General features: G+C 72.7%; 24 protein-coding genes and 1 tRNA gene. 13 read left to right on the forward strand and 12 right to left on the reverse strand.

Annotated features, from left to right (window positions below; genetic code table 11):
* Positions 1 to 132 precede the first annotated feature (132 nt).
* Entirely contained in the window at positions 133 to 1,224 is a 1,092-nt protein-coding gene (locus ACETWP_RS09005) for an NAD-dependent epimerase/dehydratase family protein (protein WP_373971899.1), read from the reverse strand.
* Between the two features lie 228 nt (positions 1,225 to 1,452).
* On the opposite strand from ACETWP_RS09005, the gene ACETWP_RS09010 reads away from it, so the two are divergent.
* The 11 genes from ACETWP_RS09010 to ACETWP_RS09060 all read left to right on the forward strand — a co-directional run bounded on the left by ACETWP_RS09010 (position 1,453) and on the right by ACETWP_RS09060 (position 13,439).
* Positions 1,453 to 1,737 (forward strand): HU family DNA-binding protein, encoded by a 285-nt coding sequence (locus tag ACETWP_RS09010; RefSeq protein ID WP_373971900.1) that lies wholly within the window; start codon positions 1,453 to 1,455, stop codon positions 1,735 to 1,737.
* A 227-nt stretch (positions 1,738 to 1,964) separates the two neighbouring features.
* A complete protein-coding gene (locus ACETWP_RS09015; protein ID WP_373971901.1) occupies positions 1,965 to 2,588 on the forward strand; it encodes a hypothetical protein in 624 nt (207 codons plus the stop codon).
* 48 nt (positions 2,589 to 2,636) lie between these two features.
* On the forward strand, positions 2,637 to 3,440 hold the full coding sequence (locus ACETWP_RS09020; RefSeq protein WP_373971902.1) for a copper resistance CopC family protein: 804 nt from the start codon (positions 2,637 to 2,639) through the stop codon (positions 3,438 to 3,440).
* 278 nt (positions 3,441 to 3,718) lie between these two features.
* Positions 3,719 to 4,531, forward strand: coding sequence for a copper chaperone PCu(A)C (locus ACETWP_RS09025; RefSeq protein ID WP_373971903.1), 813 nt, complete (start codon positions 3,719 to 3,721; stop codon positions 4,529 to 4,531).
* A 2-nt stretch (positions 4,532 to 4,533) separates the two neighbouring features.
* The gene (locus ACETWP_RS09030; protein ID WP_373971904.1) at positions 4,534 to 5,832 is read left to right on the forward strand and encodes a Dyp-type peroxidase; all 1,299 of its coding nucleotides are present in this window, start codon (positions 4,534 to 4,536) and stop codon (positions 5,830 to 5,832) included.
* A 49-nt stretch (positions 5,833 to 5,881) separates the two neighbouring features.
* Positions 5,882 to 8,023, forward strand: coding sequence for a bifunctional copper resistance protein CopD/cytochrome c oxidase assembly protein (locus ACETWP_RS09035; RefSeq protein ID WP_373971905.1), 2,142 nt, complete (start codon positions 5,882 to 5,884; stop codon positions 8,021 to 8,023).
* A complete protein-coding gene (locus ACETWP_RS09040) occupies positions 8,013 to 8,837 on the forward strand; it encodes a hypothetical protein (RefSeq protein ID WP_373971906.1) in 825 nt (274 codons plus the stop codon). The genes ACETWP_RS09035 and ACETWP_RS09040 overlap by 11 nt, the downstream gene beginning before the upstream one ends.
* Before the next feature lie 65 nt (positions 8,838 to 8,902).
* On the forward strand, positions 8,903 to 9,223 hold the full coding sequence (locus tag ACETWP_RS09045; RefSeq protein ID WP_373971907.1) for a hypothetical protein: 321 nt from the start codon (positions 8,903 to 8,905) through the stop codon (positions 9,221 to 9,223).
* A 137-nt stretch (positions 9,224 to 9,360) separates the two neighbouring features.
* On the forward strand, positions 9,361 to 11,313 hold the full coding sequence (locus ACETWP_RS09050; protein ID WP_373971908.1) for an NHL domain-containing thioredoxin family protein: 1,953 nt from the start codon (positions 9,361 to 9,363) through the stop codon (positions 11,311 to 11,313).
* A 252-nt stretch (positions 11,314 to 11,565) separates the two neighbouring features.
* Positions 11,566 to 12,114 (forward strand): MarR family winged helix-turn-helix transcriptional regulator, encoded by a 549-nt coding sequence (locus ACETWP_RS09055; protein WP_373971909.1) that lies wholly within the window; start codon positions 11,566 to 11,568, stop codon positions 12,112 to 12,114.
* Entirely contained in the window at positions 12,111 to 13,439 is a 1,329-nt protein-coding gene (locus tag ACETWP_RS09060) for an MFS transporter (RefSeq protein WP_373971910.1), read from the forward strand. Before ACETWP_RS09055 ends, ACETWP_RS09060 begins: the two co-directional genes overlap by 4 nt.
* A 22-nt stretch (positions 13,440 to 13,461) precedes the next feature.
* Here ACETWP_RS09060 and ACETWP_RS09065 read toward each other — a convergent pair whose 3' ends face one another.
* The 11 genes from ACETWP_RS09065 to ACETWP_RS09115 all read right to left on the reverse strand — a co-directional run bounded on the left by ACETWP_RS09065 (position 13,462) and on the right by ACETWP_RS09115 (position 22,679).
* Positions 13,462 to 14,454, reverse strand: coding sequence for a hypothetical protein (locus tag ACETWP_RS09065; RefSeq protein WP_373971911.1), 993 nt, complete (start codon positions 14,452 to 14,454; stop codon positions 13,462 to 13,464).
* Between the two features lie 130 nt (positions 14,455 to 14,584).
* A complete protein-coding gene (locus ACETWP_RS09070; protein ID WP_373971912.1) occupies positions 14,585 to 16,306 on the reverse strand; it encodes a helicase HerA-like domain-containing protein in 1,722 nt (573 codons plus the stop codon).
* A 92-nt stretch (positions 16,307 to 16,398) separates the two neighbouring features.
* Positions 16,399 to 17,163 carry an amino acid ABC transporter ATP-binding protein gene (locus ACETWP_RS09075; RefSeq protein ID WP_373971913.1) on the reverse strand — a complete coding sequence of 255 codons (765 nt, stop codon included), beginning with the start codon at positions 17,161 to 17,163 and terminating at the stop codon, positions 16,399 to 16,401.
* Positions 17,150 to 17,815, reverse strand: coding sequence for an amino acid ABC transporter permease (locus ACETWP_RS09080; protein WP_373971914.1), 666 nt, complete (start codon positions 17,813 to 17,815; stop codon positions 17,150 to 17,152). The genes ACETWP_RS09075 and ACETWP_RS09080 overlap by 14 nt, the downstream gene beginning before the upstream one ends.
* 40 nt (positions 17,816 to 17,855) lie before the next feature.
* On the reverse strand, positions 17,856 to 18,695 hold the full coding sequence (locus ACETWP_RS09085; RefSeq protein WP_373971915.1) for an amino acid ABC transporter substrate-binding protein: 840 nt from the start codon (positions 18,693 to 18,695) through the stop codon (positions 17,856 to 17,858).
* A 91-nt stretch (positions 18,696 to 18,786) separates the two neighbouring features.
* The gene (locus ACETWP_RS09090) at positions 18,787 to 19,713 is read right to left on the reverse strand and encodes an AEC family transporter (RefSeq protein WP_373971916.1); all 927 of its coding nucleotides are present in this window, start codon (positions 19,711 to 19,713) and stop codon (positions 18,787 to 18,789) included.
* 3 nt (positions 19,714 to 19,716) lie between these two features.
* Entirely contained in the window at positions 19,717 to 20,148 is a 432-nt protein-coding gene (panD, locus tag ACETWP_RS09095; protein WP_373971917.1) for an aspartate 1-decarboxylase, read from the reverse strand.
* A gap of 49 nt (positions 20,149 to 20,197) precedes the next feature.
* Positions 20,198 to 20,268: transfer RNA gene (locus tag ACETWP_RS09100), tRNA-Gly, on the reverse strand.
* Between the two features lie 105 nt (positions 20,269 to 20,373).
* Complete coding sequence (locus ACETWP_RS09105; RefSeq protein ID WP_373971918.1) at positions 20,374 to 21,573, reverse strand: cation:proton antiporter; 1,200 nt, start codon at positions 21,571 to 21,573, stop codon at positions 20,374 to 20,376.
* 12 nt (positions 21,574 to 21,585) lie between these two features.
* A complete protein-coding gene (locus ACETWP_RS09110) occupies positions 21,586 to 22,068 on the reverse strand; it encodes a cation:proton antiporter regulatory subunit (RefSeq protein ID WP_373971919.1) in 483 nt (160 codons plus the stop codon).
* A 65-nt stretch (positions 22,069 to 22,133) separates the two neighbouring features.
* Positions 22,134 to 22,679, reverse strand: a complete 546-nt coding sequence (locus tag ACETWP_RS09115; RefSeq protein ID WP_373971920.1) for an SseB family protein — start codon at positions 22,677 to 22,679, stop codon at positions 22,134 to 22,136.
* 145 nt (positions 22,680 to 22,824) lie between these two features.
* Between ACETWP_RS09115 and ACETWP_RS09120 the strand changes: the two genes are divergently transcribed.
* Together ACETWP_RS09120 and kynA are read left to right on the forward strand one after the other, a co-directional pair.
* Entirely contained in the window at positions 22,825 to 24,546 is a 1,722-nt protein-coding gene (locus tag ACETWP_RS09120; RefSeq protein WP_373971921.1) for a fumarate hydratase, read from the forward strand.
* Positions 24,543 to 25,397: a tryptophan 2,3-dioxygenase gene (gene kynA, locus ACETWP_RS09125; protein ID WP_373971922.1), complete on the forward strand. Its 855-nt coding sequence runs from the start codon at positions 24,543 to 24,545 to the stop codon at positions 25,395 to 25,397. Before ACETWP_RS09120 ends, kynA begins: the two co-directional genes overlap by 4 nt.
* Positions 25,398 to 25,463: the final 66 nt, after the last annotated feature.

Genomic DNA, 25,463 nt, shown 5'->3' on the forward strand with positions numbered 1-25,463 from the left:
ACGCCGCCCGGGCGGCGGCAAGGGGGCCCGTCCCGGCCGCACGCATGGAAGGTCCCCGGCATGGAGGGTCCCCCGCACGCACGGAAGGTCCCCGGCATGGAGGGTCCCCCGCACGCCCGGAATCTCGTCCGGCTAGGCGCCGCGTGCGCGCCGCAGGTACGCGTCCTCGGCGGCGTAGTCGAAGTACGGGGTGAAGTACCCGCCGTCGAACAGCCCCTCCGTCGTCCCCCGGGCGCGGGCCAGCCCCTCGAGCCAGGCGACGGGGGCCGCCACGGTCGCCGCATAGTCCCCGACCGGCCGGTAGCCGAACGACCGGGCCGCCGCCGTGTCCAGCAGGATCCCGTGCCCCGCCTCCCACGGGTGCCGCCCCAGCGTCGGCTCGGCTTGGCCGTCGGGCCGAATTCCGTTGACGCGGGTGTCGTCGAGCAGGACCTCGTCGCGGGGGTGCCCCGTGAGCGTGGCCACGATGCGTGAGATCTCCAACGCCGTCGGGGCGTCCGGGTCCGCGATGTTCAGGATCCGGGCGCCCGGCCGGGACGCCACGGCGAAGACCAGCTCGGCGAGGTTGGCCGCGGCCGTTCCCTGGTCCCGCCCGCGTCCGCCGCCGGACAGGAACACGGCCGGCCGCGCGTCCAAGGCCCGCCGCACGAACACCCATTCGCGGGGGTTCGGCGACCCGACCCCGTGGACCTTGGACGGCCGCAGCACCGTCACGGGCCTCCCGCTGTCCAGGAAGACCCGTTCGGCGGCCACCTTGTTCGGACCGTAGCCCTCGCGCGACTCGTGGTCCATGTCACCGGGCGCCACCGTGGGCTGGTCCTCGCGGATCGGCGCGTCGAAGCGCGGCGGGGTCGCCGAGTTGAGGTGGTTGCCGGCCGCGTCGACGTACACGGCCTTCGCCGAGATCATCACCGTGTGGGCGACGTCGCCGAGGAAGGGCAGCAGCGTGCGCGCGTGCCGTCCCGTGTAGGCCAGCGCATCCACCACCAGATCGGCCCCCGTGCCGAGCGCGCGCCCCAACGCGGCGGGGTCCGCGCGGTCGGCTGCGACGAAGCGCGCGCCTCGCGCACGGAGTCCCGGCGGGAAACGCCGAACGTCCCGGCCGACGAGGTCCACGCTCCACCCGCCGTCGAGCAGGCGCGCGCCAACGGCGCGTCCGATGAGTCCGGTGCCGCCGAGCACGACGGCGCGGGGGCGGCTGGGGGCGGCATCGTGGTGGAACACCGGGCCAGCCTAGCAATCCGCGCGACCGGACCCGGGCACGCCCCGAAACGGCCGCAGCGGCCCAAAAACCCCGAAATTCCGCGGAAAAACCAAAATAATCGGCGCAAACACCGCCCAGCCGGGCGTGTCAGGGCGCCATGGCTGGTAGTTTCCTTCAGAGAAGTCCCCGCAACCGCGGGGCGCCCGGCCGGATTTCGGCCGGGGAAAATGAGTCCAGGAGGACATACATTGGCTATGAACCGTAGTGAGCTTGTTGCAGCCGTCGCCGAAAAGACCGGCAACTCCCAGGTCGCCGTGAACGGCGTTCTGGATGCCGTGTTCGAGGTGTTCGTGTCCCAGGTTTCCCAGGGCGAGAAGGTGTCCATCCCGGGCTGGCTCGCCGTCGAGCGCACCGACCGTGCCGCCCGTACCGGCCGCAACCCGCAGACCGGCGACACCATTCAGATCCCGGCCGGCCACTCCGTCAAGCTGACCGCCGGCTCCAAGCTGAAGGCCGCCGTCGCCAAGAAGTAGTCCGCGACGCATTGCCGAAGGGCCCGCCCACCCCCGACGGGAGGGCGGGCCCTTCGGCTGTACCGGGGCCTTCTGTCGTGCCGGGACCGGCCGGGCCTTGGCCCTGCACGGACCCTCGCACGGCCACCGCTTCCGCGGACGCTTCTACGGGCGGTAGAATGAGACGGTCCGCCCCGTCGGCGGATGCCGGCCGCCTGGTCGGGCCCGAGTCCCGAGGAGCACCGTCCGTGGAGAACCGCAGCCTGCGCGTCCTGCGCGGCTGGCTGGGTGCCCTCGCCGCAACGGGCCTCGCGGCCGCGTCGCACGCGGTCGCCGGTGGAGGGCTGCCGGGCCCGCTGCTGCTGGGCCTGGTTCTGGTCCTGTCCGGGGCGGTCTGCACGGCCCTCGCCGGGAGGGACCTTTCCTTGCCGCGCACCACCGCGGCCGTCCTGCTCAGCCAGGGCGCCTATCACCTCGTCTTCGGGCTCCTGGCGCATCCGGGCTCGTCCGCCGCTCTCGCGACGGACGGCACGGCCGGTGGGCACACCGCGCACGGCATCCCGTCGACGGTGGACCCCGCCTCGATCCTGGGATCCGCCGCAGACGCCGGACACGCCACATGGATGCCGTGGTCGCACGCGGCCGCGGCGCTGCTGACGATCGCGGTCCTGCGCCGGGGCGGACTCGCCGTCCGAGCCCTGCTGGACGTCATCGGCCTCGGGACCCCCGTGGCCATCCTGCGGTGGAAACAGGCGCCAGCCCACGCACGTGTCGTGCTGCCCCCCGCCGCCCAGATTCCGGGTCTGCCGGATCTCGGCATCCCGTTGCGCGCGCTGCGCCGCCGCGGACCGCCGTCCCGCCCTGCTTTCTAGCCCACAGCCGAAGCAGGCCCCGCACCGCGGGGAGACAGGACGATCCTCATGCAAAACCACGTACCCCACGGCGGCCGGAACCGCCACCGCCCGGCACACCACACCGCCGCCCCGGCCCGGACCGCGCGCGCTGCGGCCCCCCGCGCCGCCATCCTTCACGCCGGACCCACCGCCGCCACCCGGACGCTGCTAACGGCGCTTGCGGCGGCATTTCTGGGCTGGGCGGCCCTCGCCGCGGCGCCGTCCGCCCTGGCGCACGACGCGCTCCTCGAATCCACGCCCGCGTCGGGATCCGAGCTGACGGTGGCGCCGGATTCGGCGGTGCTGCGTTTCAGCGGGGAGCTCAAGCCCATCGGCACCCAGGTCGTGCTGACCGACGAGACGGGTGCGGCGCACGACGCCGAGGCCAGCGTCTCGCGGGACGTCCTGAACGTCGACTTCGGCTCACCGCTGCCGGACGGCGAGTACACGCTGGTCTGGCGGGTCGTCTCCAGCGACGGCCACCCCATCGAGGGCCGGGCCGCTGACGGCTCGGCGGTCGGGTTCACGGTCGCGGCCGGCCCCGCGGGAGCGGCTTCCAGCTCCGGCGCGGCGGCGGACGGCGGCTCGCCGGCAGCCGACGGCGGCACGGGTGCGGCCGCGCCTCCCGTTGCCACCTCGGCAACGGCCTCTGCACCCGCTTCGGCGGAAGCCCCGGCGTCGGCCGCCGCCGCGCCGGAAGCGGCACCGGCGGCCGCCGGTGGCGGCCTGTTCGGCGACGTGCCCCCGGCCGTGGCGTGGATCGTGCTGTCGCTCGCAACCGTGGCCGCCGCCGCCGTCGTGCTGGCCAAGGTCCGCGGCCGCGACCGGTAGTTGGCACCGACAGGTAGTTGTGGCACCGACCGGTAGTCGTCACCGTCCGGTAGTCGGCCACCCCGCGGTGGCCGACATCGCCCGCTAGCCCTCACCGCGGGGCCGGCCCGGCCCCGTCCCGCCAGTTCCGGCCGCCCGGCCGCAACCAGAGCCCCCGCGGGCGTCCGACGCCCGCGGGTCCATTCCCTTCGCGACACCACCGATGCGCCGGCGTGCCCGCCGCGACGGTGTCCCGCCCGCCCGGACCACCGGGCTCGTCTTCAGGAGTACCCACCCTCATGCCTTCGCACACCCTTCCGACCCCGAACAACAGCCCCAACCCCCTCCTCGAACCGTCCGGCGGCAAGCCGTCAGGGTCGGAACGGGCCATTCGCTACCGCCCCGGACTCCGCCCGCGGCGGTCCGGCCCGCCGCGCGCCGCGCTGGCGGCCGCCATGGTGGCCGGTGCGCTGGCGCTGTCCGGCTGCGCGGGGACCTCCGCGCCGGCCGGCGCCGCGAGCTCCGCCGCGGGGAACCCGGCCCCGGGGTCGCCGGCCCCGTCCGAGGCTTCCGGGGCGCCGTCCTCCGGCCGGCAGGCCTCGTCCGTCCAGCTCTCCGACGCCTGGGTCAAGAGCGTCGACGGGGGCATGACGGGCGCCTTCGCGGTCCTGCGGAACAGCGGGGACACGGCGGCGGTGCTCGTGGCGGCGTCGGCCGACGCGGCGGAGCGGGTGGAGTTGCACGAGATGGCGGGATCCGCGGGATCCGCGACGATGCGCGAGAAGGAGGACGGCATCGCGGTGCCGGCCGGCGGGCAGACCCAGCTGGCGCCCGGAGGCCTGCACCTCATGCTGATGGGGCTGACGGACCCCCTCGCCCCGGGCGACAGCCTGCGGATCACGCTGGAGTACGCCGACGGGAGCAGCTCCGCGGTCGACTTCCTGGTCAAGGACTTCACGGGGGCCAACGAATCGTACGCGCCCGGTGCGGACAGACCGGCCGGCGGGGAAGACGGCAGCGACGGGGCCTCGGACGCGGGGCACTCCGGCACTCACTCCGGCATCCACTCCGGCACGCAGTCCGGCGCACACCCCGGCGGGAGCGGGAGCTAGCCGTGATCGGCAGCAAAAACCGCGGCGGACGCGGGGACACGGGCCCCGGCCCGCGCCCCAACCGGAGGGCGGTCATCTTCGGCACGCTCGGATACGCCGGGGCGACGGCGGCGCACGCGGCCCCGGCGCCGGCCGGGACCGGCGCGCCGGGCTCCGCCGTGTCCTCTGGGGACAACCCCTCCGCGCCGGGGGAGGCGGGGGTGGATACGGCAGGATCCAACGGCGCCCGGACGCTCCCGTTCCACGGCCGCCGGCAGGCGGGCGTCGATACGGCGCCGACCGCGCACATCAGCTACCTGGGGCTGGACCTGAGCCCGGCCGGCTCGCGGGCGCAGACCCGGGAGGCGGCCCGCCGCCTGCTCGTCCTGCTGTCCGGCGACGCGTCCCGCCTGGCCGCGGGCCGCGGCACGCTGGCGGACACGGAGCCCGAACTCGCGGGCACCCCGGCGCGGCTGTCGGTGACGTTCGGCTTCGGGCCGCGGCTGCTCGGCGCCGTGGCCCCGGCATCCTCGCCCCCGTGGCTGCGACCGCTGGAACCCTTCGCGATCGACCGCCTCGACGGCGGGCACGGACAGACCGACCTGGTCCTCGCCGTCGGCTCCGACGACCCGCTGGCCCTCGCCCACGCGCGCCGGGCGCTCCTGAAGGACGCCGGGTCCCTCGCGGCAACGCGCTGGGTGCAGGACGGCTTCCGCACCGCCTACGGCAGCGCCGCGCCGGGCGCCACCGCGCGCAACCTGTTCGGCCAGTTGGACGGGACCGGGAACCCCGGCGGGGCCGGGCTCGAGCGGGCGGTGTGGGGCGGCGAAGGCCTCGCGCCGTGGATCGACGGCGGGACCTCGCTGGTCCTGCGACGGATCAGCATGGACCTGGACCGGTGGGACGAGGTGGACCGACCGGGGCGGGACTTCGCGCTCGGCCGCCATCAGGACACCGGCGCCCCGCTGGGCGGAACGCTCGAGCACGAGCGTCCCGACCCCGCGGCGGCGGACACGGACGGGTTGCCGCTGATGTCCGCCGACAGCCACGTCGCGAGGTCGCTGCCCCGCCACCCGGACGAGGTGATCCTCCGGCGCGCGCACAGCTACCAGTCGGTGGGAACCGGCGGGGTGCCGGGGGATTCGGGCCTGCTGTTCGCGTCGTACCAGGCGGACATCGACCGGCAGTTCCTCCCCATCCAGCGCCGGCTGGCGGAATCCGACATGCTGAACGAGTGGACGACGCCGGTGGGGTCAGCCGTCTACGCGGTGCCGCCGGGCTGCGCGGAGGGCGGTTTCGTGGGCGACGCGCTGTTCGGATGATCTCCCGGCGCGGTGAGAGAATGGACAGCGTGTCGACGGAAGGGACGCAGTGAACCAGAAGGTGGCAGCTCGGAACCACGAGATCCGGCCTGACCCCGCGGGGGGACGGGACGGGCTGTGGCCGCTGCTGGTGCTGCCCGCGGTCCTGGCTGGCGTCGTCGCGCTCGTGGCCGCCCTCTTGTTCTCCGGATCCACGGCCGCCGCGCAGCTCTCCGACCTGGGCGCGCTGACCCGCTGGGGCCTGCCGTTCGCGGTCGCGGTCCACCACATCGCCATGTCGGCCACCATCGGCGCCCTGGTCTTCGCGGCCGTGGTGCTGCCGCGGTCCATCAAGCCGCAGCGGGCCCGCCGCACCGAGGGCGGGAAGCCCGGCACCACCGACGGCGGCGGCGAGCATCCCGCGTTCGCGCGGGCGATGAACCTCGCCGCCGGATCGGCGATCGTCTGGACGCTGGCGGCGGCGGCCGTCCTGGTGTTCACGTTCTCCGACATCTCCGGCCTGCCGCTGAGCAGCGACGCCGCCTACACCGCGGCGATGATGGACTACGTCCTGAACATCTCCGTGGGACAGGCGTGGGGCTGGATGGTGGCGATCGCAGCCGTCACCTCGTCGCTGGCCTTCGGCGTCCGCTCGCCCGGCGGCGTGGGCTTCGCGGCCGCCTTCTCCCTCCTTGGCGTGCTGCCGGTCTCGCTGATCGGCCACGCCGCGGGCGGCGACGACCATTGGGGGGCCACCAACGCCATCCTGTTGCACCTGGTCGGCGTGAGCGTGTGGGTCGGCGGGATCATCGTGCTCGCCTGTCTCGCCGACTTGCTGCAGACCCGCGCGCCCGGCAGGTTCCCGGGCGAACGGCCGGTGCTCGCCGGCGTCGTCCTCCGGCGATTCTCCGCGCTGGCGACGGTCGCCTTCTTCCTGGTCTTCGCCTCCGGCGTCGTCAGCGCCACCGTGCGCATGGAATCGGTGGCGCAGCTGGCGACGCCGTACGGCGGCCTGGTGCTGGCCAAGGCGGCCCTGACCCTGCTGCTCGGCCTGCTCGGCCTGGCCCACCGGAACCGGGTCATCCCGCAGCTGGAGGCCGGCCGGATGGCCGCCGCCGCGGCCGCCTGGCGCATCGTCGGCGTCGAGGCGGCCGTGATGGCCGCCGTGATGGGCGTGGCCACGGCACTCGCGCGCACGGCGCCCCCGGTGCCGGAGGAGACTCCGCCGGAGGCCACGCCGGCGCGCATCCTCACCGGATACGATCTCCCACCGGAGCTGCTCCCGTCGAGCTGGCTGACGGTGTGGCGCATCGACTGGCTGTGGCTCGCCGTCGTCGTGTTCCTCGCCGCGGCCTACCTCAAGGGCTTCGCCGCCGTCCGGCGCCGCGGCGACGCCTGGCCGGTCCTGCGGATGGTGTCCTTCTTCGTCGGCCTGGCCGCGCTGTTCTACATCACCTCCGGCGCGCCGGCCGTGTACGGGATGGTGCTGTTCTCGATGCACATGGTCGGGCACATGGCCCTGACCATGGTGGCGCCGTTCTTCCTGGTGCTCGGCTCGCCCGTGACGCTCGCCCTCAAGGCCATCCCCGCGCGCCGCGACGGGACCCGCGGCCCGCGCGAGTGGATCCTCACGCTGATCCACTCGGGGTTCTCGAAGGTCGTCACGCACCCGCTGTTCGCCGCCGCCAACTTCGCCGGCTCGATCATCATCTTCTACAACACGGACCTCTTCGGCTTCGCGCTGCGCGAGCACGTCGGCCACGAGCTGATGAACCTGCACTTCCTCCTGACCGGCTACATCTTCGCCCTGACCATGGTGGGCGCCGATCCGCTGCCGCGCCGGGCGCCCTACCCGCTGCGCCTGGTCATCCTGCTCGCGACGATGAGCTTCCACGCCTTCTACGGCGTGTCGATCATGAGCAGCGAGTCGCTGATGCAGGCCAATTGGTTCGGCAACATGGGCCGGGACTGGGGCGCCAGCGCGCTCGAGGACCAGCGGACCGGCGCCGGGGCCATGTGGGGGATCGGCGAGGTGCCCACGCTGCTGCTGGCCCTGGCCGTCATGGTGTCGTGGAGCCGGGACGACGCCCGCGAAACAAAACGCACGGACCGCGCGGCCGACCGCGACGACGACGCCGAACTGGAGGCCTACAACGCGATGTTTTCCCAGCTGAAGGAACGCGACCGGGAGGTTGACCGCCGTGGGCGCTGACCCGAACCGGACCCGCCGGCCACGGGCCCGCGCGCGCCGGCCGCTGACCGTCGCCGTCGCCGTGGCGGCCGCGCTCGCCATCGCGGGCTGCTCGGCGCCCGACGGGCCGGACGCGGGGGATCCCCACGCCGGCGTCGACACGGGCACGACGGCGGCGCCGGCGTCCCCGGAGGCGGCCGGGACCGCCGTCCAGGCCGCCGTTGACGGTGGGATCGCGCAGGCGGGCCGGTACGGCTTCACGCTCACCGCCCCGGCCTCCGCGGCGGACCTCGGGGCGCTGCGCTCGGCGCCGGCGGACGCGCTGGAGGGGGTCGTGGTCATCCCTTCCACCTGCGCCGAGCCCGTCGAGGCCCTCAACTGGTCCCCGGCGCTGCTGGGTCCGGACTCGGCCCGCACCGACTTCGCGGCCGACGGCGTCGACGCCACCGGGTCCGTGGAGGTCGCCGCGGTCTCCGACTCCGACCGCGGCGGCCTCGACGCCCACTACGCGACGGTCGAGGCGATGCTCGGCGACTGCCGGAGGATGACGCTCAACATCCAGAGCGAGGGGGAATCCGGCGGTGTCGTCCCCGAGACGGTGCAGCTCAAGTCCACCGCCCCGGAGGTTGCCGACGACGCGGCCGACTCGGCGCTCCTGTGGACGCGCGCGGCCGAGACAAGCGGCCTGCGCCAACAGGCGCTGGTCCTGATCAAGGAGCGCGGCGGGCACGTGGCCATGGTGTCCTTCATCGGCAGGAGCCTGCCGGACGAGGAGAAGTTCGCCACCATGGCCGCCACCATCCTCGACGCGGCCCTCTCCGCGCTGCCCGGGTAACGAGACCCGCGGCCGGATGGCCGCCAAGGGTGGCCGCTGACGCCCGGCGGGGGTAGGTTCGGGCCATGGCACACCTTGTCTCGGACATTCTCGAATCGCTGCGCAACTCCCTCGTCGGCACCGTGCACGGGCAACCGGTCGAGGTCGGCGGCCGCACCGTGGTGCCCGTGGCCTTCGTCTGGTGCGGGGCCGGGGGCGGGGCGGACCAGGAGGGCTCGAGCGGCGGGGGCGGCGGCGGCTGCGCGCTGCCAGTCGGCGCCTATGTCTCCACCGACGCCGGTGCAGTCTTCCGCCCCAATCCGGTCGCGTTGCTGGTCGGCAGCGCGCCGGTGGTGGCCGCGGCGGGCTTCGCTGCGGCACGCGTGGTGCGCGCACTGCGCCGCTGACGCCGCGAACCGGGCCGCCATGGCCGCGAGCCGGGCCGCGGCGTCGCACTCGGTCACGCTCGGAGGGGCGGGGGAACATCGGCGGGGATAATGTGGTTGACCCTACGTCAGCCGACAAAGTCCCGAGGAGTGCCCGCATGACCGCAGAGCCGACCGCCACCGAATCCGTCCGCGCCTCGTACCGCGTGCGCGCCTCCGAACTGGTGGGCCGCAACTGGCTCAACACCGGCGGCCAGCAGATCACGCTCGATGACCTGCGGGGGAAGATCGTGGTCCTCGACTTCTGGACCTTCTGCTGCATCAACTGCCTGCACGTGCTCGACGAGCTGCGCCCCCTCGAGGAGAAGTACCGGGACCTGCTCGTGATCGTGGGCGTCCACTCCCCGAAGTTCGAGCACGAGGCCGATCCCGCGGCGCTCGCGGCGGCCGTCGAGCGCTATGAGATCCACCACCCCGTCCTGGACGACCCCGAGCTGGAGACGTGGCAGGCCTACTCGGCCCGCGCGTGGCCGACGCTCGTCGTCGTGGACCCCGAGGGCTACATCGCGGCGCACCTCTCCGGCGAGGGCCACGCCAACGGCCTGGAGGTCCTCGTCGAGGAGCTCGTCGCCGAGCACGAGGACAAGGGCACGCTGCACCGCGGCGACGGCCCGTACGTTGCCCCGCCGGCGCGCGAGGGCGACCTGCGGTTCCCCGGCAAGGTCCTGGCCCTGCCGAATGGCAACTTCCTCGTCGGCGACTCCGGGCACCACCGCCTCGTGGAGCTCGCCAACGACCTGGGAACCGTGGTGCGCTCCTTCGGGGACGGCACCAAGGGCTTCGCGGACGGGCCGGCGGAACGGGCCCGGTTCAACGAGCCCCAGGGCCTCGCCGCGCTGCCGGCCGACGTCGCCGCGCGGGTGGGCTACGACGTCGTCGTCGCCGACACGGTCAACCACCGCCTGCGCGGGCTCTCGCTGGACACCGGCGAGGTCCGCACCATCGCCGGCAACGGCGTCCAGCGCCTGCTCGACGCCGATCAGGCCCGCGCCGCGGGCGACGCCGCGAACGACGCCGAGGCCTGGGTGTGGGACTTGGGGACCGAGCCGCTGGAGACGTCGCTGTCCTCGCCGTGGGACGTCCTGTGGTCCGCCAAGGCGGGCCGGCTGGTCATCGCGATGGCCGGGACGCACCAGATCTTCTCGCTGGATCCGCTGTCGGGCGAACTCGCCGTGTTCGCCGGCACCGGGCTCGAGGGGCTGCAGGACGGCGTCCCCGGCCAGGCCTGGTTCGCGCAGTCCTCCGGCCTGGCGGACGACGCGAACGGGGACATCTGGGTCGCCGACTCCGAGACGTCCGCGCTGCGCGTGCTGCGCCTCGGCGGGGACGGCCGCGTGGCCTCCGTCGAGACGGCCATCGGCACCGGGCTGTTCGACTTCGGTTTCCGCGACGGGCCCGCCGCCGAGGCGCGCCTGCAGCACCCGCTCGGCGTGACCGTGTTGCCGGACGGCTCGGTCGCCGTCGCCGACACCTACAACGGCGCCGTGCGCCGCTACGACCCGGCGACCGGGACCGCGTCCACGCTGGCCCGCGGACTCGCCGAGCCGTCCGACGTCCTCCTCGACGCGTCCGTCGAGGGACCGCCCGTGCTGCTGGTCGTCGAGACCAACCAGCACCAGCTGGTCCGTCTGCCGCTGCCGAAGGAGGCGCTGACAGTCGACGAGGGCGCCGCGCAGTCGCACCGGCCCAAGTCCCCGGTCGCTCCCGGCGAGCACGAGCTCGTGGTGCGCTTCTCCGCGCCGAAGGGCCAGAAGCTGGACGACCGCTGGGGAGACCCCACCCAGTTGAAGATCTCATCCTCCCCGGAGGAGTTGCTGCTCGGCGGCGCCGGGACCTCGGTGGGCCTGCGCCGCACGCTGACCCTGAACCCCGACATCGACGGGGGCGTGCTGCACATCACGGCGCGCGCCGCGGCCTGCGACGGCGAACCCGGGGGCGAGATCCCGGACCACGCCGCGTGCCACCTGTACCAGCAGGACTGGGGCATTCCTGTGTCCATCGACGCCGACGGCGAGACGGAGCTGACGCTGGACCTGCGCGGGCTCGACTAGCCGGACCCCGGGCCGGCCGGAGCTGCCCGGCCGGAGCTGCCCGGCCGGACCTTCCCGCCCGGACCCGCCCACCCGCCGGACCTGCCCGCCGGGCGGGTCCGGTGTCGCGCGGCCAGACGGCTCGGGGCGCGCCGGCCGGGTGTCAGGCGCCACTGCGCCGGACCGCCCTTGGGAGTATCGTTAGCATTGCTAAGCAACTAACGATGACGCGCGGAACCCACCGCGCCCGCCAGGCCGAAACGAGGAGAGTCCGTGGTCGAACCGGATCCCGAACAGCCCACCGACACCCGCCCCGACGGGGAGACCGGCCACGGCGCCACGCCCCGCCCCGATGTGGAGACCGGCGACGGCGCCGCGCCACCCCCGGGGTCGGGCGCCGACTCCTCCCCGCCCGGCGACCTCGCCAGCGAGCTGCGGATCGCGATCATGCGCACGTCCCGCAGGCTCCGCATCGAGGCGAGCGGCGACATCCTCTCGCCGGGACAGTACTCCGTCCTCGTCGGCCTGTCCTCCGGTCCGCGCACACTCGGCCAGCTCGCCGCCCGGGAGGGGGTCCAGGCCCCGTCGATGACGCGGATCGTCAAGGCCCTCGAGGACAAGGGCCTCGCCACGCGGGCGGGCCACCCCGACGACGCGCGCCTGGTTCTGCTGAGCATCTCCGACGCCGGCGCCGCCACGCTGGACCGTGCCCGCCGGGAACGCACCGCCTGGCTGTCGCGGCGCGTCGACGAACTGCCGGCCGCGGACCGCGCGGTTCTGGAGCGCGCCGCCGAGCTGCTGCAGGGGATGAGCGCCCGGTGAGCGAGACCTTCCGGGCCCTGCGGAACCCCAACTACCGCCTCTGGGTCTCCGGGGCCCTGGTGTCCAACATCGGAACGTGGATGCAGCGCGTCGCCCAGGACTGGCTCGTCCTGACGATCCTGACGGACAACTCCGGAACGGCGGTCGGGATCACCACCGGCCTCCAGTTCCTGCCGATCCTCTTCCTCGGGCCGTGGGCCGGTCTGGTGGCCGACCGCCACGACAAGCGCCGGTTGCTGCTGGTGACGCAGACCGCGATGGGCCTGTGCGCGCTCGTGCTCGGACTGCTGGTGCTCTCGGGCGCCGCGGAGCTGTGGCACGTCTACGCCATCGCGCTGGCGCTGGGCGTGGCCAGCGCCTTCGACGCGCCGGCCCGCCAGGCCTTCGTGTCGGAGGTTGTCGCCAAGGGCGACATCCCCAACGCCGTCGCCCTGAACAGCGCCTCCTTCAACCTGGCCCGGCTCGCGGGCCCCGGCGTCGCTGGCCTGATCATCGCCTGGGTCGGCACGGCCCCAGCGTTCCTCATCAACGCGGCGAGCTTCGCCGCCGTTCTCCTCTCCATCTGGCGGATGAAGACCGACCAGCTGCACCCGTCCGCACGCGCGCCGCGCGGCAAGCGGCAGGTCCTCGAGGGGGTGCGGTACGTGCGCGGTCGCCCCGATCTCGTGATGATCCTGGTCCTGGCCGGGCTCATCGGCACCTTCGGCCTCAACTTCCAGATCACGAACGCGATGATGGCCACCCAGGTCTTCGGGCAGGGGCCCAGCGAGTACGGGATGCTCGGGTCGATCATGGCGATCGGCACGCTCGCGGGCGCCCTGCTGGCCGCGCGCAGGGGCCGGTTCCGGCTCCGCTACCTGGTCGGCGGCGCCGTCGGGTTCGGGGTCTTCGCCATCCTCGCGAGCCTCATGCCGTTCTTCTGGCTCTATGCGCTGGCGCTCGTCCCGGTGGGCCTGGCCGCGCTCACGTTCCTGAACAGCTGCAACACCAGCATTCAGCTGACAGTCGAGCCGCAGTACCGCGGCCGGGTGCTGGCGCTGTACATGGCCGTCATCCAGGGCGGCACCCCCATTGGCGCTCCGCTGATCGGCTGGATCGGCACCGAGTTCGGCGCGCGCTGGTCGATCGGGCTCGGGGGACTTGTGGCGCTTGTCGCCGGCCTGTGGGCGCTCGCCGCAGTCCGGCGCGGGAAGCTGGCGATGCGCGACGACGCGCCGGCCGAGGACGGCGGCCGGGACGACCGGGACGCGGAGGCGCAAGGCACCGACGCGCAAGGCACCGACGCGGACGACGTCGACGGCGCGGGCCGGCGACCTGCCGCCTAATGGGGGTGTACCCGGTTGCTCCCTAGTCGCCGGCGGCGGGGGTGACCCGCACCGTCCGGGCGTCGACGTCGAGCGTGGCGGTGAAGCCGAAGGACTCCGTGATGGTCTTCTCCTCGGTGAAGCCGGTCATCAGGTCCTGCTCCTCGAGCGTCAGCGTGGTGCCGACCTCCAGCGGGCGCAGCACCCACCCGCCGTCGTACGCCCCCACCTGCGCGGACGGGTACTCGGTGATGTCCCAGTCGATGGTGTCCGCGGCGACGCGCGCGTTCGTGTCGTAGGTCAGCGGGCAGCCGGCCGGCTTGAGCACCTGCTGCTCGGCGCAGCCGTCGACGTACGCCCGGATCTGGCGGTCGATGTCCTCGACGAGCCGCCGGGTGGGCTGCGTGACCAGGTCCAGGGGCTCGCGCTGGGCGGTCGCGGCGGCGTCGACGACCCGGGTCTTGGGTTCGGCCTCGAAGTACTTGTCCTCGTAGCCGGCCTGCACAACGGCGGGCAGCAGCAGCGGGAGGTGCTGCGCGCCCTTGGCCAGCGGCGACTCGATGCCGTTGACCGTGACCTCGCTGGTCGTGTCGGCGCTGACCCGCAGCGCCGGCAGCTCGGGCGTCTCGAAGGCCCAGCGGTCTAAGAACAGCCAGTCGCGGCCGGACTGCCGCAACCGGAAGACCGTGCGGTACTCCTCGCCGTCGACGCTGTAGGTGCTCGTGACGGCGGCGTGGCCCTCGCCCAGGAGGTCGGTCTCGGCGATGCGAAAGTCGCGGATCGGCGCCACGGAGGCGCGCAGCCCGGCGCCGTCGAGCAGGATCGCGTTGCCGTCAGGGACCTCGGCGCCGACCAGGCCCAGCGCCAGCCCGCCCTCGCCGGCGCGCAGCAGGTCGAAGTACTCGGCGACCAGTTGGTCGGGACCCAGCACCCGCTGGTTCACCCAAGCCACGCTGAGGATCCCGGCGACGGCCACGGCCATGAGGGCCGCCACCCACAGGGCCACGACCTTCACCAGCGGGGAACCGTTCTGCACGCACCCCACGTTACCGGGAGCGGGCCCCGATCCCGGCGACCGGCGGGGCGCAGGGCGGCGGGGCGCGTGGCGCAGGGCGGCGGGGCGCGTGGCGCACGGCGTACACCGGACGCCGTGTGCGGGGCGCCGGTCAGCGGCGCCGTCGGCGTTGGGTGCCGAACATCCCGCGCATCAGCTCCTTGCCGAGCGCCCCCGCGGCCTGCAGGGCGAGGTCCATCATCGGGTTCGACGCCGGTTCGGGCTCGCGCGGCTCGACGGGGCGGCGGCCGCCGCGGGCCGGGCCACGGGGAGGTTCCGCCGGCGCGTCGCCGGGGGAATCCGGCCACGGCCGCCCGCCGGGCGCGCCGCTGGGCCGTCCCAGGATCTCCTCCTCGATCCGGCGCGCCTCGGCGTCGATCTCGGCCTGGCTCTGTCCCCGGGACGGCACGTGCCCGCCGACCGACCCGCCGGTCGCAGGCGTGCCCGTACCCGTGGCGTCCGGACCCGCGGCGTCCGGCGCCCCGGTGCCGCGGAGGCGCTCGAACGCCGACTCCCTGTCCACCGCGTCGCCGTAGACGGCCAGCAGCGCGGACTGCGCGACGGCGGCCGCCACCGTCCCGGGGTCCGAGGGCCCCATGGTCGATTCGGGGCTCCACATCCGGGTCCACGCGACGGGCGTCGGGGCGCCCTTCTCGTTCATCACCGTCACGATGGCCTCGCCGGTGCCCGCCTGGGTCAGCGCCTCCTCGAGGTCGTAGTCGCTGACGGGGAACGTGGAGACGGTGGCGCGGAGGGCCTTGGCGTCGTCCGGGGTGAAGGCGCGCAGCGCGTGCTGCACGCGGTTGGCGAGCTGCCCGAGGACCTCCTCCGGGACGTCCTTGGGCGTCTGGGTCACGAAGAAGACCCCCACCCCCTTGGACCGGATGAGCCGCACGGTGGTCATGATGGAGTTCAGGAACGCCTTGGACGCGTCGCGGAAGAGCAGGTGCGCCTCGTCGAGGAAGAACACGAGCTTCGGCTTCTCGGCGTCCCCGACCTCCGGCAGCTCGGCGAACAGGTCCGCCAGCAGCCAGATGAGGAACGTCGAGAACACCAGCGGCTTCTGCAGGATGGTGGGCAGCTCGAGGCAGGAGATGACGCCGCGCCCGTCCGGCGCCAGCCGGAGCAGCTCGGCGGTGTCGAACTCCGGCTCCCCGAAGAACCTCTCCAGGCCCTGGGCCTCCAGCCCGACGAGCTCGCGCAGGATGACCCCGGCGGTGGCCTTGGAGAGGCCGCCGAGCTCCTCGAGTTCCGCCCTGCCCCGGTCGCCCGTCAGGTGCTGGATGACGGCGCGGAGGTCCTTGAGGTCGTGGAGCTCCAGGCCCTTCTTGTCCGCATAGTGGAAGACCAGCTGCAGGCTGGACTCCTGCGTCTCGTTCAGCTCCATGATCCGCGCGAGCAGCAGCGGCCCGAACGAGGAGACCGTGGCCCGCAGCGGCACGCCGAGGCCGTCCCCGCCGAGGGAGTAGTACTCGACCGGGAAGCTCCGCGGCCGCCAGGGCATGCCCACGCTCGCCGTCCGCGCGAGGAGCTTCTCGCTCGCCGCGCCGGGGGTGGACAGCCCGGTCAGGTCGCCCTTGATGTCGGCCAGGAACACGGGCACGCCGTGCGTGGAAAGCTGTTCGGCCATGACCTGCAACGTGATGGTCTTGCCGGTGCCGGTCGCGCCGGCGACGAGCCCGTGGCGGTTCATCATGCGCAGCGGCAGCCGGACCTGTGCCTCCGGGTGGACCTCCCCGCCGACCAGCGCGGCGCCGAGCGTCACCGCGGCGCCCTCGACGGTGTAACCGGCCGTGATCAGTTCCGCCTGCTCCGCAGGTGTTCGCGTCGACATGGCCATAGCCTACGGGTGCGGCGGCGCCACCGGCACCCGTCCGCGCCCTGCGCGGGAGCGGGCCGGCGGGGACGCCGGTCGCCCGGGGCCGGTCAGAAGGGGTTCAGCAGGCGGTGGACGAATTGCCGCGTGCGCTCATGGGCCGGGTTCCGCAGCACGGTGTCCGGGTGGCCGCGCTCGACCACCACCCCGCCGTCCATGAACACCACCTCGTCGGCGACCTCGCGGGCGAACGCCAGCTCGTGGGTGACCATCACCATCGTCCAGCCCTCCTCAGCGAGTTCCTTGATGACCGTCAGGACGTCCCCGACGAGCTCCGGATCCAGCGCGGACGTTGGCTCGTCGAAAAGCAGGAGCGCGGGCCGCAGCGCCAGCGCGCGCACGATCCCCACCCGCTGCTGCTGTCCGCCGGAGAGCTCGTGCGGGTACTCGTCGCGCTTGTCGGCGAGGCCGACCCGTTCCAGCAGCGCCTCGGCCTCGGCCACGGCTTGGGCCTTGGGCCTGCGCTGGACCTGGACGGGACCCTCGATGACGTTCTGCAGCACCGTCATGTGCGGGAACAGGTTGTATCCCTGGAAGACCATGGCGCTGCGGTCGCGCAGCGACTGCGCCTGTTGCCTCGTGGTCTTGGGGCCGAACTCGACCCGCGGCCCGCCGGAGAAGGCGACGGTGCCGGCGTCGGGCCGCTCCAGGCCGTTGAGACACCGCAGCACGGTGGTCTTGCCGGACCCGGACGGTCCGATCAGCGCCAGGACCCGCCCCTGCCCGACCGTCAGGTCGATCGACTTGAGGACGGGGTTGTCCCCGAAGGACTTCCGCAGCCCCTCCACGGCGAGTAGCGGCTCAGTGTGCGACATACCGGTCCAGCCTTTCCTCGATCTTGGTCTGGCCGGCGGACAGCGCCAGGCAGAACACCCAGTACACCAGCGCGGCCTCGAGATACAGCAGCATGAACTCCTGGCTGAACGCCGCGACCTCCTGCGCCCGCCGGAAGAGCTCGGTGACCAGGATCAGCGACGCCAGGGACGTGTCCTTGACCAGGGAGATGAACGTGTTGGACAGCGGGGGAACCGAGACCCGCGCCGCCTGCGGGATGATCAGCCGGCGCAGCGCCATGCCCCGCGACATGCCGATCGTGTAGCCGGCCTCCCACTGCCCGCGAGGCACCGACAGGATCGCCGCGCGAATGATCTCCGCGGCGTATCCCCCGACGTTCAGCGAAAAGGCGATGATCGCGCTGGGCCAGGGATCGAGCGTGAGGCCGATCGACGGCAGTCCGTAGAAGATCACGAAGAGCTGTACGAGCAGCGGGGTCCCGCGGATGACGGAGATGTAGGCGCGGCCGAACCAGGACAGCACGGGGTTGCGCCCGATGCGCATCAGCGCGACCACCAGCGCGATCGCCAGGCCGATCGCGAAGCTCGATACGGCCAGCGGGATGGTTCCCGTCAGGCCGCCGAGGACGATCGGCCACAGCGAGTCCAGGAACAGCTCCCAGTCGACACTCATGCGCCCAGAGTACCGCCGGGCCCGCGGGCGGCGTCCACCGCTACTTCGACACGTCGGTGCCGAAGTACTTCTCGGAGATCTCCGTCAGCGTCCCGTCGGCGGCGAGTTCCGCCAGCGCGGCGTCGACCGCCTCCACGAGGTCCTCGCTGCCCTTCCGGAAGGGCAGCGCGGACAGCGAGGTCTCCTCCGTCTCGGCGGCGATCTTGATGTTCGGATTGGGGGCGTCGTTCTGGTAGTCCAGGAACGTCAACTTGTCGTTGATGGTGGCGTCGACGCGGCCCTGCTCCAGCAGCGTGACGGACTGCGCCCAGCCCTCGACGGCCTCGATCCGCGCGCCGCTGGCCTCCGCCAGCTTGTACCAGTTGCTCGTCAGGGACTGGGCCGTGGTCTTGCCCTCGAGGTCCTCGAACGAAGCGATCTCGTTGTTGTCCGACGACGTGACGATCACCCCGTTGCTGACGGTGTAGGGCGCGGAGAAGTCGTACGACTCCTCGCGGTCGTCGGTGATGGAAACCTGGTTGGCGATGGTGTCGAAGCGGCCGGACTCGAGGCCGGCGAAGATCGCGTCCCACTGGGTCTCCTGGAACTCGACCTCGACGCCGAGCTTCTCCGCCACGGCGGTGGCGACATCGACGTCGTATCCGGTCAGCTCCCCGGTGCCGCCCTCGTGGAACGAGAACGGGCGGTACGTCCCCTCGGTGCCGACCGTGAGGATGCCCGCGTCCTGGACCTGCTGCAGCGTCAGGCCGGAGGCGGGCTGGGATCCGGCGTCGGTTCCGGCGTCGGTGGTCCCGGAACCGCACCCCGCAACGGCGAGGGCGACGGCGGCGGCCGCGGCGGCGAGGGAGAGCCTGCGGCGGTTCGGCTGGCGACGGTTCATCGGAGGGGGCCCTTCGGTAGGGGACCGGCGGTGCCGGGTGACGGGTGCGTTGCACGCACAACGCCGCCGGCCGCGGGCTTTATTCCGGGACTCAGGCCAGGAGCAGCGGCACCAGCATCATGGCGGGGACCGCGACGATGGTCGTGACCAGCACCGTGTCCTTGGCGACCACGACGCCGGCGTCGTACCGGGACGCGGTGACGAAGACGTTCTGCGCCGTCGGCAGCGCGGCCATCACGACGACGGCGAACAGGTCCGCCCCGCCGAGCCCGAAGACCCAGACGCCGATCGCCCAGGCGAGCACCGGCTGCACGAAGAGCTTGAGGGACGACCCGACCAGCACGTCGGAGCGGCGCCCGGCCGCGCGGTCCAGCGGCTTGGAGCCGACCAGGGAGATGCCGAAGGCGATGAGCATCGCGGGGATCGACGCCCCGGCGATCAGCTCGACCGGATCCGCGAGCTGTTGGGGCAGGCTCCACCCGAAGACGGCGAACGCGAGGCCCAGCATCGAGCCGACGATCATGGGGTTGCGCGCGGTCTGGACCACCATGGCCACCGGGGTGGTGCGGTGGCGCGTGGTCGTGGCGTCGAGGAGGGCCAGGAAGACCGGGCTGAACAGCGCCAGTTGGAAGAGGATCACGGGGGCGGCATGGGAGATGTCCCCCAGGACGTAGGCGGCGATCGGCAGGCCGAGGTTGGCCGAGTTCACGGTGGAGGCGCTCATCGCGCCGACCAGCAGCTCGCCGCGGCCGCGCCTCAGCCACCAGCGCGTGATCAGCACGTAGAGCACGGCGATGGTCACCGCGCTGGTCGCCGCGACACCGAGCATGGGCCCCAGGACCGCCGCCGGGTCCGACCCGGCGAGGGTGGTGAAGAGCAGCGCGGGACTCGCGACGAAGAACGTCAGCCGGTTCAGGACGTAGCGGGCGTGGGGGCCCAGGACCCCGGTGCGTCCGACGGCGTAGCCGACCGCGATGACGGTCCAGACGACGGCGAACCCCGACAGGACCCCCTCCAAGGCCTAGCGCCCGGTTCGCTGGGGAGCGAGCGCGTGCGGGGGGCGTTCCGTGCCCTCGGCGACGGCCTCCGACGGGTCGGTGCCCAGCGCGACGATCCGGTTGCCGGCGTCGACGTGCACGACGGCGGGGACGTGGGCCCGAGCCTCGTCGGTCTCCATCTGGGCGAAGCTCATGAGGATCACGATGTCCCCGGCTCCCACGAGGTGCGCGGCCGCCCCGTTGATCCCGATCACGCCGCTGCCGCGCTCGCCGGGGATCGTGTAGGTCTCGAGCCGGGCGCCGTTGGTGACGTCGACGATGCTCACCAGTTCGCCGGGCAGGATGTCCGCGGCCTCGAGCAGGTCCAGGTCGACCGTCACGGATCCGACGTAGTGCAGGTCGGCGTGGGTGACGGTGGCGCGGTGGATCTTGGACTTGAACATCGTGCGCTTCATGGAGACTCCCGTCTGCGTCGCGCCCCGGAACGCGTCCGGGCGCAAAGAGAGCGGGCGACGGGAATCGAACCCGCGTGTCCAGCTTGGGAAGCTGGCGCTCTACCATTGAGCTACGCCCGCACTTCGCCCGCCGGTCCATTCGTACCGCGGGCGCTTTTCAGCATATCCCACGTCGGGGGCGCATCGCACCACGGGCGGCGTCGGCGCGCCGGGGCGGCGGATCGCTCAGGCGGGAGCCGGCGGCGCGGCGGGGTTGGGCGCCGGGGGCTTGCGGACCAGGGCCCGGGCGAGGGGCTCGGCGTAGCGCGTCGCCACCGGCCCGAGCACGGCCAGGAGCATCACGTACGTCGTCGCCAGGGCCGCGAGCTCGCTGCCGACGGCGCCGGAGGCGACCGCGAGCCCTGCGATGACGATCGAGAACTCGCCGCGCGCGATCAGCGCCGTCCCGGCACGCAGGCGCCCGGGGACGCCGATGCCGGCCTGCTTGGCGGCCCACACGCCCGTGGCGATCTTTGTGGCGGACGTCAGGACGGCCAGTCCCAGGGCCAACAGGAAGACGGGCGGAATCGTCGTCGGGTCGGTGTTGATGCCGAAGAGCACGAAGAACATGGCGGCGAAGAGATCGCGCAGCGGCTCCAGCACTTTGGCCGCGGAGTGGGCCGTGGAGCCCGAGATCGCAATGCCGAGCAGGAACGCGCCCACCGCCGCCGAGACCTGCAGCGCCGCCGCGAGGCCGGAGACCAGCAGGGCGGCGCCGATCAGCTTGAGGAGGAAGTTCTCGCGGTCCGGCGAATGCACCAGCCGGGAGATGACCGGCCCGAAGCGCAGGGCGAGCAGCAGGACCAGCGTGACGGCCAGCAGCGCGACCCCGACGGCCCGCAGGCCGCCCCAGAAGCTGACGCCCGCCAGGGTCGCCGTCAGGATGGGCAGGTAGACCGCCATCGCCAGGTCCTCCAGGACCAGGATGGAGAGGATCACGGGCGTTTCGCGGTTGCCGAGCCGGCCGAGGTCGGACAGCACCTTGGCGATGATCCCGGACGAGGAGATGTAGGTGACGCCGCCGAGCACCATGGCGCCCGCGTAGCCCCAGCCGAGCATCAGCGCCAGCGCCGCGCCGGGCGTGAAGTTCAGGAGCAGGTCGACGACGCCGGCCACCCAGGAGCGCTTCAGCCCCGTGACGAGTTCGCGGGCCGTGTATTCGAGCCCCAGCATCAACAGCAGGAGCACGACGCCCAGTTCGCTGGCGATGTGCCCGAACTCCTCGATCCTGGAGAGCGGGATGAGTCCGCCGTGGCCGAACATGAGGCCGCCGAGCAGGTACAGCGGGACCGGCGACATGCCGAAGCGCGCGGCGATCCTCCCCAGCATCCCCAACCCGAGGAACACCGCGCCCAGCTCGATCAGGACGATTGTGGTGTTCTCCACGGTGGCTCCGGCCTATCCGTGGCTGAGAAGCTGGGCGGCCTTCTCCAACCCGTCGGACGTGCCGACCACCACCAGCACGTCGCCGGTCGCGAGCTGGAAGGACGGCCCGGGCGACGGGATGACCTGGCCGGCCCGGGAGATGGCGACGATCGAGGCACCGGTCCGCGTCCGCAGGTGGGTGTCGCCCAGGGTGCTTTCCGTGTGGGGGCTGTCGTCGCTGAGGACGAACTGCCGGGTGTTGACGCCCGGAAGATCGCTGTGCTGGTCCGTCAGCTGGGCCACGAGTTGCGGCGCGCCGAGCATGGCGCCGATCGCCCCCGCCTCCTCGACGGTCAGCCGGATGGCCGCCTGGCACGCGTCCGGGTCGTCCCGCTGGGAGACGATGAGCTCAACGTCGCCGTCGCGCAGGATCACGACGCCGACGCGCCGCCCGGTGGAGAGCGTGATCTCCCGCCGCACGCCAATCCCGGGCAGGGGAGTCTCTTCGAGATTCATGGATCCACTGTAGACCCGCGCGACGGTCGGCGCGCGGGTCCTTGAGGGGGCGGGGCGGAGCGCCGCTAGGCGGCCGGCCCCTGGCCGCGTCCGGCGTCGTCCGTGGATGCGGGCTCCGCGGAGTCCTCGGCGGGCGTCCCGGTCTCTTCGGCGGGGACCTCCCCACCGGCCGCGGGCGACGCGCTGCCGTCGGGGTTGAAGTCGCGCCGGATGGCGTCCACGCCGTCCGGGCCGATCTCGAAGCCGATCGGGTGGCCGGGGTTGACGACCATGCCGGCGCCCTCGAGGTTGTCGATGACGGCGGCCCCGACGACGCGCACGGCGAAGGGCGCCTCGTCGATGTAGTTGTTGGGGATGCGGGACACGTGGGTGAACAGGGCGATGAGCGGCAGCCCGTCCCGGTTCTGCAGCAGCAGCGGCTGGACGTTCTCGGTCTCCTCGCCCACCTGCTCGCGGCTGAGGAAGTAAACCTCCTCGGTCAGGAACGCGGCGATGACCTCGCCGGCCTTCTCCTGGTCCGCCTGGCCCGCCAGGAGGAGCTTCTCCAGGTGCGTCTGCGGCTGCTGGTCGTCGGGGGCGGATTCCGTCGTTGCGGTTGGCTCGTCGCTCATGCCTTCCAGCCGAACACGTCCGCGCGGGATCCGCAACCCGCACGACGGCGGCACGCGCCGTCACCATGGCGTCCCGTTGCCGTGCGGACGGCGCCGACAAACTACAGTGGAAGCGCACCAGACGGAGACACTGCGAGGAAGCACGATGACCGAATTCCAGTACGAGGACCTGCTGCCCATCGGCCGGGACGAGACCCCCTACCGGCTGCTCACCACCGAGGGAGTGCGCACCGTGGAGGGCCCGGGCGGCCGGACGTACCTGGAGGTGGATCCGGAGACGCTGGCGCGGTTGTCCCGCGCCGCGCTGCACGACATCTCGCACTACCTGCGCCCCGCCCATTTGCAGCAGCTGCGGAACATCCTTGACGACGGCGAGGCGAGCCCCAACGACAAGTTCGTGGCGCTGGACCTGCTCAAGAACGCCAACATCGCCGCCGGCGGAGTGCTGCCGATGTGCCAGGACACCGGGACGGCGATCGTCATGGGCAAGCGCGGCCAGAACGTCATCACGCGCGGGCCGGACGAGAAGGCGCTGTCGCAGGGCATCTACGACGCCTACACCCAGCTGAACCTGCGCTACTCGCAGCTTGCCCCGCTGACCACGTGGGACGAGAAGAGCACGGGCAACAACCTCCCCGCGCAGATCGAGATCTACGCGGACACCAACGAGGGCCACGAGAACCAGTACAAGTTCCTGTTCATGGCCAAGGGGGGTGGATCGGCCAACAAGTCGTTCCTCTACCAGGAGACCAAGGCCATCCTCAACGAGGACTCGATGCTGCGGTTCCTCGACGAGAAGCTGCGCTCGCTGGGCACGGCGGCGTGCCCGCCCTACCACCTGTCGATCGTGATCGGCGGCACCAGCGCCGAGTTCGCGCTGAAGACGGCGAAGTACGGGTCGGCGAAGTACCTGGACAACCTGCCGACCACGGGCTCCATGACCGGCCGCGGTTTCCGCGACCTCGACCTGGAGGAGAAGGTCCTCGAACTGACCCGCCACTTCGGCATCGGCGCCCAGTTCGGCGGCAAGTACTTCTGCCACGACGTGCGGGTGGTGCGCCTGCCCCGCCACGGGGCCTCGCTGCCCGTGGCCATCGCCGTGTCCTGCTCGGCCGACCGGCAGCTGCTGGCGAAGATCACGCCCGAGGGCGTGTTCATCGAGAAGCTGGAGACCGACCCGGCCCGCTTCATGCCGGACGAGACGCACGCCGCGGTCGCCGAGCACGGCGACGAGGCGTCCGGGGCGGCCGGCACCGGGGGCGGCTCCGTGGTCAAGGTCGACCTGAACCAGCCGATGGACGCGATCCTCGCGGAACTGACCCGGCACCCAGTGAAGACCCGGCTGTCGCTGAGCGGTCCGCTGGTCGTGGCCCGGGACATCGCCCACGCGAAGATCAAGGAGCGGCTCGACGCCGGCGAGGAGATGCCGCAGTACCTGCGGGACCATCCGGTGTACTACGCGGGACCGGCCAAGACGCCCGAGGGCATGGCGTCGGGATCCTTCGGCCCCACGACGGCGGGCCGCATGGACTCCTACGTCGACCAGTTCCAGGCGGCGGGTGGCTCCCTGGTGATGCTGGCCAAGGGCAACCGCTCGCGCCAGGTCACGGAGGCCTGCGGCACGCACGGCGGCTTCTACCTGGGCTCGATCGGCGGCCCGGCCGCGCGGCTGGCGCAGGACTGCATCCGCAACGTCGAGGTCCTCGAGTACGCGGAGCTGGGCATGGAGGCGATCTGGAAGATCGACGTCGAGGACTTCCCGGCGTTTATCGTCGTCGACGACAAGGGCAACGACTTCTTCGCGGAGACGCTCAGGCCCACGTTCACCGGCATCCCGGTCCGGGCGAAGGAAGGAGTGGGCGCATGACACTCGACAAGAACACCCGGGCCCTCGAAGAGGGGATCGAGACCGACTTCCGGGACAAGATGAGCTATGGCTCGTATTTGGGGCTCGAGACCCTGCTGGACTCCCAGCACCCCGTGAGCCGGCCGGAGCACCACGACGAGTTGCTGTTCATCATCCAGCACCAGACCTCCGAGCTGTGGCTGAAGCTGATGCTCCACGAGCTGCGGGCCATCCTGGTCCGGCTGCGCAACGACGACCTCCGGTTCGCGCTCAAGCACATCGCCCGCGTGAAGCACATCCAGCGCACGCTCACGGAGCAGTGGAGCGTCCTGGCCACGCTGACGCCGTCGGAATACGCGGAGTTCCGGGGCGCCCTGGGCGCCTCCAGCGGGTTCCAATCGCACCAGTACCGCGCGGTCGAGTTCCTCCTGGGCAACAAGAACGCCGACATGGTGCGGGTGTTCGACGCCGACCCCGCGGCGCGCGCCGTGCTCGCCGAGCTCCTCGAGACCCCCTCGGTGTACGACGAGTTCATCCGCCTGCTCGCCCGCCGGGGGTTCGACATCCCCGCGGAGCTCCTGGAGCGCGACGTCAGCCAGGCGCACGTCTTCAACGACGGCCTGGTGGCCGTGTACAAGCAGGTCTACGAGAACGCGGCGGAGAACTGGGACCTCTACGAGGCGTGCGAGGAGCTCGTGGACCTCGAGGAGAACTTCCAGCTCTGGCGCTTCCGGCACCTCAAGACGGTCGAGCGCACCATCGGCTTCAAGCGCGGCACCGGGGGGTCCTCCGGCGTCGGGTTCCTGAAGAAGGCGCTCGAACTGACGTTCTTCCCCGAGCTGTTGGCGGTCCGCACCGAGATCGGGGCCTGAGCCCCGGCCCCTCGCCGTCCCGCCACCGCCGCGGGACCGCCGGCCGGCGCCGGTGGGAGGCGGTGG

The sequence above is a fragment of the Arthrobacter halodurans genome (genome assembly GCF_041877255.1).
GTDB classification, from domain to species: domain Bacteria; phylum Actinomycetota; class Actinomycetes; order Actinomycetales; family Micrococcaceae; genus Arthrobacter_N; species Arthrobacter_N halodurans.